Source organism: Pseudoalteromonas sp. 19-MNA-CIBAN-0066, from assembly GCF_040308705.1.
Lineage (GTDB): Bacteria > Pseudomonadota > Gammaproteobacteria > Enterobacterales > Alteromonadaceae > Pseudoalteromonas > Pseudoalteromonas nigrifaciens.
On the sequence record NZ_JBEONZ010000066.1, the window covers coordinates 1 to 8,541 of the forward strand.

At 40.7% G+C, this 8,541-nt stretch carries 8 protein-coding genes; 3 read left to right on the forward strand and 5 right to left on the reverse strand.

From position 1 onward, the window contains the following. Nucleotides 1–223: 223 nt before the first annotated feature. Nucleotides 224–1,009, reverse strand: a complete 786-nt coding sequence (gene cysQ / locus AAEZ18_RS17895) for a 3'(2'),5'-bisphosphate nucleotidase CysQ (RefSeq protein ID WP_011326850.1) — start codon at nt 1,007–1,009, stop codon at nt 224–226. Beyond that, nucleotides 1,002–1,574 carry an ADP compounds hydrolase NudE gene (nudE, locus tag AAEZ18_RS17900; RefSeq protein ID WP_011326849.1) on the reverse strand — a complete coding sequence of 191 codons (573 nt, stop codon included), beginning with the start codon at nt 1,572–1,574 and terminating at the stop codon, nt 1,002–1,004. The genes cysQ and nudE overlap by 8 nt, the downstream gene beginning before the upstream one ends. Before the next feature lie 62 nt (nt 1,575–1,636). On the opposite strand from nudE, the gene yrfG reads away from it, so the two are divergent. Continuing rightward, complete coding sequence (yrfG, locus tag AAEZ18_RS17905; RefSeq protein ID WP_011326848.1) at nt 1,637–2,284, forward strand: GMP/IMP nucleotidase; 648 nt, start codon at nt 1,637–1,639, stop codon at nt 2,282–2,284. Nucleotides 2,285–2,299: 15 nt separating this feature from the next. Here yrfG and AAEZ18_RS17910 read toward each other — a convergent pair whose 3' ends face one another. The 3 genes from AAEZ18_RS17910 to AAEZ18_RS17920 form a co-directional block, all read right to left on the reverse strand. Then, nucleotides 2,300–2,923, reverse strand: a complete 624-nt coding sequence (locus AAEZ18_RS17910; protein ID WP_182684129.1) for a dUTP diphosphatase — start codon at nt 2,921–2,923, stop codon at nt 2,300–2,302. Nucleotides 2,924–3,029: 106 nt separating this feature from the next. Continuing rightward, nucleotides 3,030–3,398 carry a YacL family protein gene (locus AAEZ18_RS17915; RefSeq protein ID WP_350595431.1) on the reverse strand — a complete coding sequence of 123 codons (369 nt, stop codon included), beginning with the start codon at nt 3,396–3,398 and terminating at the stop codon, nt 3,030–3,032. A gap of 114 nt (nt 3,399–3,512) precedes the next feature. After that, nucleotides 3,513–3,731 (reverse strand): hypothetical protein, encoded by a 219-nt coding sequence (locus AAEZ18_RS17920; RefSeq protein ID WP_011326845.1) that lies wholly within the window; start codon nt 3,729–3,731, stop codon nt 3,513–3,515. A gap of 313 nt (nt 3,732–4,044) precedes the next feature. Between AAEZ18_RS17920 and uvrD the strand changes: the two genes are divergently transcribed. Together uvrD and AAEZ18_RS17930 are read left to right on the forward strand one after the other, a co-directional pair. Beyond that, a complete protein-coding gene (gene uvrD / locus AAEZ18_RS17925) occupies nt 4,045–6,210 on the forward strand; it encodes a DNA helicase II (RefSeq protein WP_058372303.1) in 2,166 nt (721 codons plus the stop codon). After that, entirely contained in the window at nt 6,188–8,257 is a 2,070-nt protein-coding gene (locus tag AAEZ18_RS17930) for a tRNA(Met) cytidine acetyltransferase TmcA domain-containing protein (RefSeq protein WP_350595433.1), read from the forward strand. Before uvrD ends, AAEZ18_RS17930 begins: the two co-directional genes overlap by 23 nt. The last annotated feature ends 284 nt before the right edge of the window (nt 8,258–8,541 follow it).

The following is an 8,541-nucleotide window of genomic DNA, read 5'->3' on the forward strand; positions in this document are numbered from 1 at the left end:
CGGGAGCCGGATTTGAACCGACGACCTTCGGGTTATGAGCCCGACGAGCTACCAGACTGCTCCATCCCGCGCCTGTAATTTCTTTAAAACAAATCCGTAATATTTACGAGCCTGCCTTGAAGAGAGCGCTACTATATAGGAATAAACATATAATGCAAGGCTTTAGTTATTATTATTGTTCAAGTGAACAAAAAGCAGGCAGTTGATGTTGTAAGTATTCCCTTTAGTGTGGATTAATCATTTTTTGCCACTCCCAATCAGGGTGTCCCATTACAATGAAGTCTGGGTTTTCAGTACTTTCACGCTGATTATAAGTTAGTGGGTTAAACTCTGCATCGGTAATACTGCCGCCAGCTTGCTCAACTATAATTTGTGATGCGCCCGTATCCCACTCACCAGTAGGGCCGATTCTTAAAAAACAGTCGGCCTTTCCCTCTGCAACAATACATGCCTTTAAAGAGCATGACCCTAAAGCAACAGTAGTAAATTGGGCGTTAAGGTACTGGCTCACTGCTTCAATTTTTTGGCGGCGGCTTACTGCAACCGTTAAGTTATCGGGTGAGGCTACAAATATTTGCTTGTCGCTACCATTTTTACGCTTAAACGCCCCATTATCGGCGCTCGCAAAATAGGTTACCCCTTTTGTTGGCCAATGAATAACTCCCAGTACAGGTTGGTTATTTTCAATGAGTGCTATATTTACCGCAAAGTCGCCACTTTCTAAAATAAATTCTCCGGTACCATCCATAGGATCAAGCAACCAATAACGTTGCCAATGCTGCCTGTCGGCTAATGCTGGGATCGGTGTTTCTTCTGACATAATAGGAATATTGGGTGCTAACGCCTCTAAACCAGCCACAAGCACGTCGTTAGCAGCAAGATCAGCTTTAGTAACAGGTGTGTTGTCTAGCTTTTGCTCTTTACCAATATCGCCATTTTTATAAATAGCCATAATGGCATCACCAGCACGCTCAGCCAATAATATACAAGGCTCTAGTAATTTATTCATCAATGACTCCTGATGCTAAATACTGATCTAATAATAATAAAGCAGCTACACTGCGTGCTTCGGTAAAATCGTCTTGTGTTAATAATGACCGCCAATCGGTTAATGGCCACTTAACAACGACCAGTGGCTCTGGCTCATCACCGGGCAATGTTTGTGAATACAATTGTTTAGCGACCATAATGTGCATGGTGGTATTAAAATGACTTGGCGCTATAGATACCGCTTTTAATCGTTTTAGGTAATCTGCACCAAAACCAACTTCTTCTTTAAGTTCACGGTTAGCGGCTTGCTCTGGTGTTTCACCTGGGTCAATTAACCCTTTAGGAAAACCCAGTTGATAGTCGTTAGTACCAGCGCAATATTCTCGCACTAGTAGTAATTCGTTATCTTTAGTTAACGGCACAATCATTACTGCACCTCGCCCGCCGCCACGAATTCGCTCATATTGACGTTCTTCGTTATTAGAGAATTTAAGTTCTAAAGATTCCACGGTAAATAAGCGACTTTTAGCTACAACTTTATTACTGAGGATTTGCGGTGGTATAGGGTGCTTTTTCTGTGTCATTGGCGTTAATTTGCTATCATGGCAGTTGTGCTTAATCATAAACTTTTCACAGGGAAAAGCCCATGCTAAATTGGTCAAAAATCGATACAGTTTTACTCGATATGGATGGAACATTACTCGATTTACATTACGATAGCCATTTTTGGCTTAACGTTATTCCACAACAGCACGCATTAGCAAAAAATATTAGCTTTGAAGCAGCGCAAGCGGATATTTCAAAACGCTACCAAGCCGTTAGCGGAAAAATACAATGGTACTGCTCAGATTATTGGGAGCAACAGTTAAACCTGCCTATTATGGAACTAAAGCGACAGTCTAAGCACTTAATAAAAGTGCGCGACGATGTGCCGTACTTTTTAACTGAACTTAAAAAAGCAGGTAAAGAGTTAATTTTACTTACTAACGCCCACCCTGAGTGTGTAATGCTTAAATTTGAGCAAACTGCAATTGATAACTACTTAGATGGAGTCGTATCGACTCATGAATATGGGGTAAGTAAAGAGCAACAAAGCCTATGGCAACAGGTGCAAAGTGACTTAGGATTTAACAAAAGCCGTACGCTTTTTGTTGATGATAGTGTTCCTGTACTCAACGCTGCACGCCAATACGGTATTGAACACTTGCTTGCGGTTGCAAACCCAGACAGCCAGCAACCACATAACGATATAGCCGATTACTTAAATGTTACCGACTATCGCAAGCTAATTTAATTAATTTAGCGCAAACTATTTTGTTGGGTATCGTGCTTCTAAGCCTTCGTACACTAATTTTGCAAAATCTGCATGTTCGGTATCAAGGCTTTTAACAACGTCTACTAAATGCTCGTTATCTTCTTGGCCGCCCCACACTTTTATGTAACTGCCATCTTTATAGCCATGATCTTGACGGAAGAAGTTTAAGGTGTTTTTACCCACATAACCTCGGTATAAATCGTCAATATTCATACCTATTTGCGCCATACAACCAGCAAAAGCAGCCGCATTAAAAGTTTTATCTGCGACAGCAGATGCCGCCAATACTTCCAGTGTTTGCTTAAAGTCATCGGCTTGATGGGCAGTGCTTAATTCTAGCTCAAGCTGTTTAGCTATTTTTTCGTAGCTGGTGATACCGTCAATTCTGAGTGACAAGCCAAAATGAAAAATATCCACTAACTCTAAAATAACTTGTTCGGTATCAGGCGTTTGTTTTTTCCACCATTTCCAACCGTAATGATCGAGCATTTCTGCACACTCAACCCAAATGGCTCTGTACCAATCAAACCCTTGGCTAAACCATTGGTCATGTACTTTGGTATTCATGGCATTTTGCATTTCTAGCATCACTACTAGTTTGTTTAAATTGGCAGACATATCAATTCCTGTCGTTTTTGATTAGCTAAATTTTCATTAGTGTAATAATACAGATAAAATGCTTGTTGTGCATTGCTGTATATTTTCATTAGTGTGCTAACTATGTTTATCTTGAAGTCGTAAACTCATGCCATGAGTTTATTAGGTCTATAAAATCTTCAAAACCACAACCACTGCTTAGGCCATTTTCTTCAAGCATTAAATCGTCGTCTTGATAAGCCATAAGATCTTCACTGTCTTGGTGCAGAGCATGGGCTTCAAATAGAGCTTCCTCTTTCGTTAAAATTAAATCTATTTCTTGGCCCTTTAGCGTTAAAGGCTCAAAGCTTGAACTCACCGATGCAATAAGCGCTTGCACCATAGCTATTTTATCTTTGCCTATTTCTTCGTTTAACCAGCGGCCAATTATGGCATGCTCGCTACTTATTTTAATGCGTAATCCGCTAATTGGATCGCGAATAAATTGATATTCCATACGTATCGCTTTTAAATCGTTAGTTGCGCAATTATATACGTAAATAGCAGCAGACGCTAAAAAGCAAAATAGCGCCAAAAGGCGCTATTTTATAAAGCTTTAATATTAATTACGTCACGATCTATAACGTGCTGCATCAATAATTGCCCAAACATATACAATAGCGGCAATTATTCCTGGCACAATTAAAAACCATAATGCCGCACCACCAAAAAATAATATAGCGAATATAAGCGCGGCAAGAATACGCCCTTGCACTAACTGCCCTAAACCCGGGAAAAATATATTACATAATGCTGCGATTACGTTACCGCCTGAACCTTGTCCTGACATACTAACCTCTGTAGTTTATTTAATTTTATATTTTAGCTATAGAATTACTTACACACTCTATGCCAATTTAATAAATGTTACAAATCATATAGTTGTATTTTTATCAGTTTAACGCTGTGGTGATTTTTACTAAATTGAGGTCAAATTAGTAATTTTCATTATATCTTTTTAACCTTTTCCGTTTTTGATTTGCTATCAAGCTACTAGTTTAGAACATAATTTTATGAATAGCTGTGTATAAAAACAGTATTTTATTTAGCCTAACAAAAACACCTGCTATACTGCCCGCATTATTGATTAAAAAGGCGTAACGATGGACGTTTCACAATTACTCGATGGCTTAAACGACAAACAACGCGATGCCGTTGCAGCCCCACTACAAAACATGCTGGTATTAGCAGGTGCTGGGTCTGGTAAAACACGAGTGTTGGTTCATCGTATTGCTTGGCTAATGCAAGTTGAGCAAGCCTCAGCGTATAGTATTTTTGCGGTTACCTTTACTAATAAAGCAGCTAAAGAAATGCGTACTCGCGTTGAAGAGACGCTAAAAGCGCCGGTTGGTGGTATGTGGATTGGTACTTTCCATGGTTTATCGCACCGTATTTTACGCGCGCACCACCGTGAAGCAAAATTACCCGAAGCATTTCAAATCTTAGACTCAGACGATCAGCTACGTATGATCAAACGTTTATTAAAATCGATGAATATTGATGATAAAAAATGGCCCGCTAAACAGTTTGGTTGGTACATAAGCGCTAAAAAAGATGAAGCACTTCGCCCTAAAGATATTCAAGCCTACGATATTAACGAGCAAATGATGCTGCGCGTGTACGCGGCGTATCAAGAAGCATGCGACAGAGCAGGCTTAGTCGATTTTGCCGAAATACTACTGCGCAGCTACGAAGTACTCAAAAATAACCCTACACTACTGCGCCATTATCAACAGCGCTTTGCACACATGTTAGTAGACGAGTTTCAAGACACCAACACCATACAATACGCATGGTTAAAGCTACTTGCTGGCGACTCCAATAGTATTATGATTGTTGGCGATGACGATCAGAGTATTTATGGTTGGCGCGGTGCAAAAATAGAAAACATTAAACGTTTTTTAACTGACTTTAGCGCAGAGACCATTCGTCTTGAGCAAAACTATCGCTCTACCGCCACTATATTAAAAGCCTCAAATGCCCTGATCCAAAATAACTCAGAGCGTATGGGTAAAAGCTTATGGACCGACGGTAACGAGGGCGAACCTATTTCTATTTACGCCGCATTTAACGAGCTAGACGAAGCGCGTTTTGTAAGTAGTAAACTGCGTAGTTGGTTAAATGCCGGCAATGCGCTGCAAGATGCGGCTATTTTATATAGAAGTAATGCGCAATCACGTGTACTCGAAGAAGCCATGCTACAAGAAGGCCTAAAGTATCGTATTTATGGCGGCATGCGATTCTTCGAACGCCAAGAAATTAAAGACGCCCTGTCGTACTTACGCATAATAGGTAACCGTCAAGACGATGCTGCATTTGAACGAGTAATTAATACTCCAGCTCGTGGTATTGGCGATAAAACGCTAAGCCATATACGCGACTGTGCACGCGCCGAATCGTTACCACTTTGGTATGCAGCAAAAGCAATTGTAGAGCAACAACATTTATCTGGCCGCGCTTCTGGTGCAGTGAGTAAGTTTGTCGAACTAGTAGAGCATATTGAAGATAAAATTAGCGATCTAACGCTACATGAGCAAGCTAAGTACGTTATTCAAACTTCTGGGTTAATGGCAATGTACCAAGCCGAAAAAGGTGAAAAAGGCCGTGCCCGAGTAGAAAACTTAGAAGAACTTATTAGCGCTTGCGATCAGTACGAATTGCCTGAGGAAGAAGAATATAGCTCTCCTCTACAAGGCTTTTTAGCGCATACCTCGCTTGAATCTGGTGAAGGACAAGCAGAAGAGCACGAAGACGCCGTACAAATGATGACATTGCACTCAGCTAAAGGTTTAGAATTTCCGTTAGTGTTTATGGTTGGTGTAGAGGAAGGTATGTTCCCTTCTCAACAAAGTAATGAAGAGTCTGGCCGTTTAGAAGAAGAACGCCGCCTTTGTTATGTAGGTATGACCCGCGCTATGGATAAACTATATATTAGCCATGCCGAAAGCCGTCGTTTATACGGACAAGAAAAATACCATACACCATCGCGCTTTTTACGGGAAATTCCCGAGGACTGTGTTGAAGAAATTCGTATTAAAACCCAAGTATCTCGACCACCCGCTGCAGGGCGTTTTAGCGCATCAGTTAGTCACGCTGCATTTGAAGATAGCGGCTTTAACTTGGGGCAACGTGTACTGCATGCTAAATTTGGGATTGGTACAGTACTTAATTACGAAGGTGCGGGTGCGCAATCTCGCGTACAAGTCAACTTTGATGATTTAGGTAGTAAGTGGTTAGTAACGGCATATGCAAGACTACAAGCTATATAAAAAGCAACTCATACAACTAGAACAACAATTAGCTGGCGCGCATCACCGCCAGCTAGTGCTTGTTACTGGCAATGATAATTGGTGCTATGAGCTGACAAACTCACTAGTACAAAATACTAATACACTTACTCTATCTAAACATTGTGCACTTAAAAATGCTCAATGGCCTGCACACATTCACCAAATATTAGGACAAGAATTTACCCACGCCATTTACGATGGCTTTAGTGGCTTATACCCCGATAAGTTGGCCGCAATTGCTGGTACAGTTAGAGCTGGCGGAGTATTGTTTGTATTACTTCCTGAGCTGGGTAACCTAAATAACTGGCAAGATCCCGCATTAAAAAGTGTCCAGTCTCATGGCCACAGCAATCAATATAGTTTATTCAATCAGCGTTTCAGCTCTATTATTAAAAGCTTACCGGCCTTGCATTACAGTGAAGAATTTGGCTGCATCAATAATAATTATAACTATGTCCTGCACAGTAATATTGATTTTGAACCGCAGAAAAACTGCGTAGCACAAATAGTAAAAGTAGCTCATGGTCGCGCCAATAGACCGCTACTGCTCAATGCAGATAGAGGCCGAGGAAAGTCAGCCGCATTAGGCCTAGCAGCCGCAAAATTAGCTGATAAAAATGTAATTATTTGCGCCACTCAATTTAGAGCAACACACAGCAGCTTTAAACACTTAGCTGCACAGCTAAATGTTAATTACGATCCATTACAAAAACAGCTTGCTAACATGCAATATATTGCGCCAGACGCTCTGTTAAATGAGCTTCCCGAGTGTGACGTACTCTTAGTAGATGAAGCTGCTGCTATCCCAGTGCCTATGTTATTAAGCATGTTAGCGCATTATCCTCGTATTGTATTTGCAAGCACCTTAGTAGGTTATGAAGGCAATGGTAGAGGCTATACAATTCGCTTTAGTCAATATATTAAAAACCACTACAAAGCTTCTAAAGTAATTACTCTTGATGAGCCATTGCGCTTTGCTAAGCACGATCCACTTGAGCAGCATATTCGCAGTTTATTAGCACTTGATGCACAGTATCAAGAGACTAATAGCAATAAATCGCAGATTCCTAAGCATAGTGAAGTAACTCAGCAACAACTCGTAACTGATGAAGCACTATTGTGCCAAGTCGTTGCTTTACTTGCACTTGCTCATTATCAAAGTAGTGTGAATGATTTACGCCAGTTGTTAGATGCGCCATCGCAACGCATATTTATCAGCAAAATAGACAAGCAATTAGTGGGTGTATGCTTAATCGCGATAGAAGGCGGTTTAAGTGAAGAACTTACTGAGCAAGTTATAAGTGGTGAGCGCCGCCCACAAGGGCATTTAATGGCGCAAACACTTGCACAACTGAGCTTTAACAGTGATTTTTTAACTCATTTAAGTGCGCGAGTTGTGCGCATTGCAATTGATCCAAGCTCACATAATTGTGGCCTAGGAAAAGCATTACTGAGCTATAGCGAGTCACAAGTAAAAGAACAATGTACTTGGTTTGGTGCTAGTTTTGGTGCCACTGCACAATTGCTAAACTTTTGGCAAAGCCTAGGCTTTAATGCTGTTAAATTAGGTTACCAACGCGACAAAAGCACTGCTGAGCACGCAACTTTAGTTGTTAAATCTCTTAATGCACCACAACAAAGTTTACAGTCACTGATTAAACAGTTTCAATACGAGCTGTTTTATGGCCTATTAAGCCACTTTAAGTCATTAGAATGGCAACTGGTTAGCACATTACTGCGCTCATTTAATGATGAGGTAATAGCTTCTGATACGTTAAGGTTATTTACACAGCAACTCAGCAGTAACCGCTTTACTATTTCACCCACTCTCTGGCGTTTAATTAGCCAAAATCCTGTTATAATTACTAGGATAGCAGCCAATCAGCAGCAACTTTTAATTCAAACAGTTTTACAACACCATACCGATGAGCAACTTATTAAAAATTTAAATCTCAGCGGCAAAAAGCAATTAGAACAACTGTTTAGAAACACAACAAACATACTCGCAAAGCAACTTTCTTCATAAAGCCATTTCACTTTTCTGCAGACGTAAAAAAGCCCGAATCGTTAAATTCGGGCTTTCTACAATTTGGGGTCGGCGCGCTACTTCGTAGCGACAACGCAGTAGAATGTCGTAAGTGCCCACAGCGGTGGAAAATCACAGTGCAAATGCACCACATTCATTGGCTAGTGGTGATGTTTTTATGATTTGAGTATTGGGTATCGCTACGCTGTAAGCGTCCGAGCAACGACACCTAGCAGAGTGGATTTAATTAATTGAAAATACCGTCAGTTTCTACTGGAGGTATT

Excerpts from the sequence above, each read along its gene's own strand:
- AAEZ18_RS17910 (WP_182684129.1), bottom strand. The coding sequence starts at position 2,923 with ATGTCTGCCAATTTAAACAAACTAGTAGTGATGCTAGAAATGCAAAAT.
- AAEZ18_RS17920 (WP_011326845.1), bottom strand. The coding sequence starts at position 3,731 with ATGTCAGGACAAGGTTCAGGCGGTAACGTAATCGCAGCATTATGTAAT.
- yrfG (WP_011326848.1), top strand. The coding sequence starts at position 1,637 with ATGCTAAATTGGTCAAAAATCGATACAGTTTTACTCGATATGGATGGA.
- nudE (WP_011326849.1), bottom strand. The coding sequence starts at position 1,574 with ATGACACAGAAAAAGCACCCTATACCACCGCAAATCCTCAGTAATAAA.
- AAEZ18_RS17930 (WP_350595433.1), top strand. The coding sequence starts at position 6,188 with ATGCAAGACTACAAGCTATATAAAAAGCAACTCATACAACTAGAACAA.
- AAEZ18_RS17915 (WP_350595431.1), bottom strand. The coding sequence starts at position 3,398 with ATGGAATATCAATTTATTCGCGATCCAATTAGCGGATTACGCATTAAA.
- cysQ (WP_011326850.1), bottom strand. The coding sequence starts at position 1,009 with ATGAATAAATTACTAGAGCCTTGTATATTATTGGCTGAGCGTGCTGGT.
- uvrD (WP_058372303.1), top strand. The coding sequence starts at position 4,045 with ATGGACGTTTCACAATTACTCGATGGCTTAAACGACAAACAACGCGAT.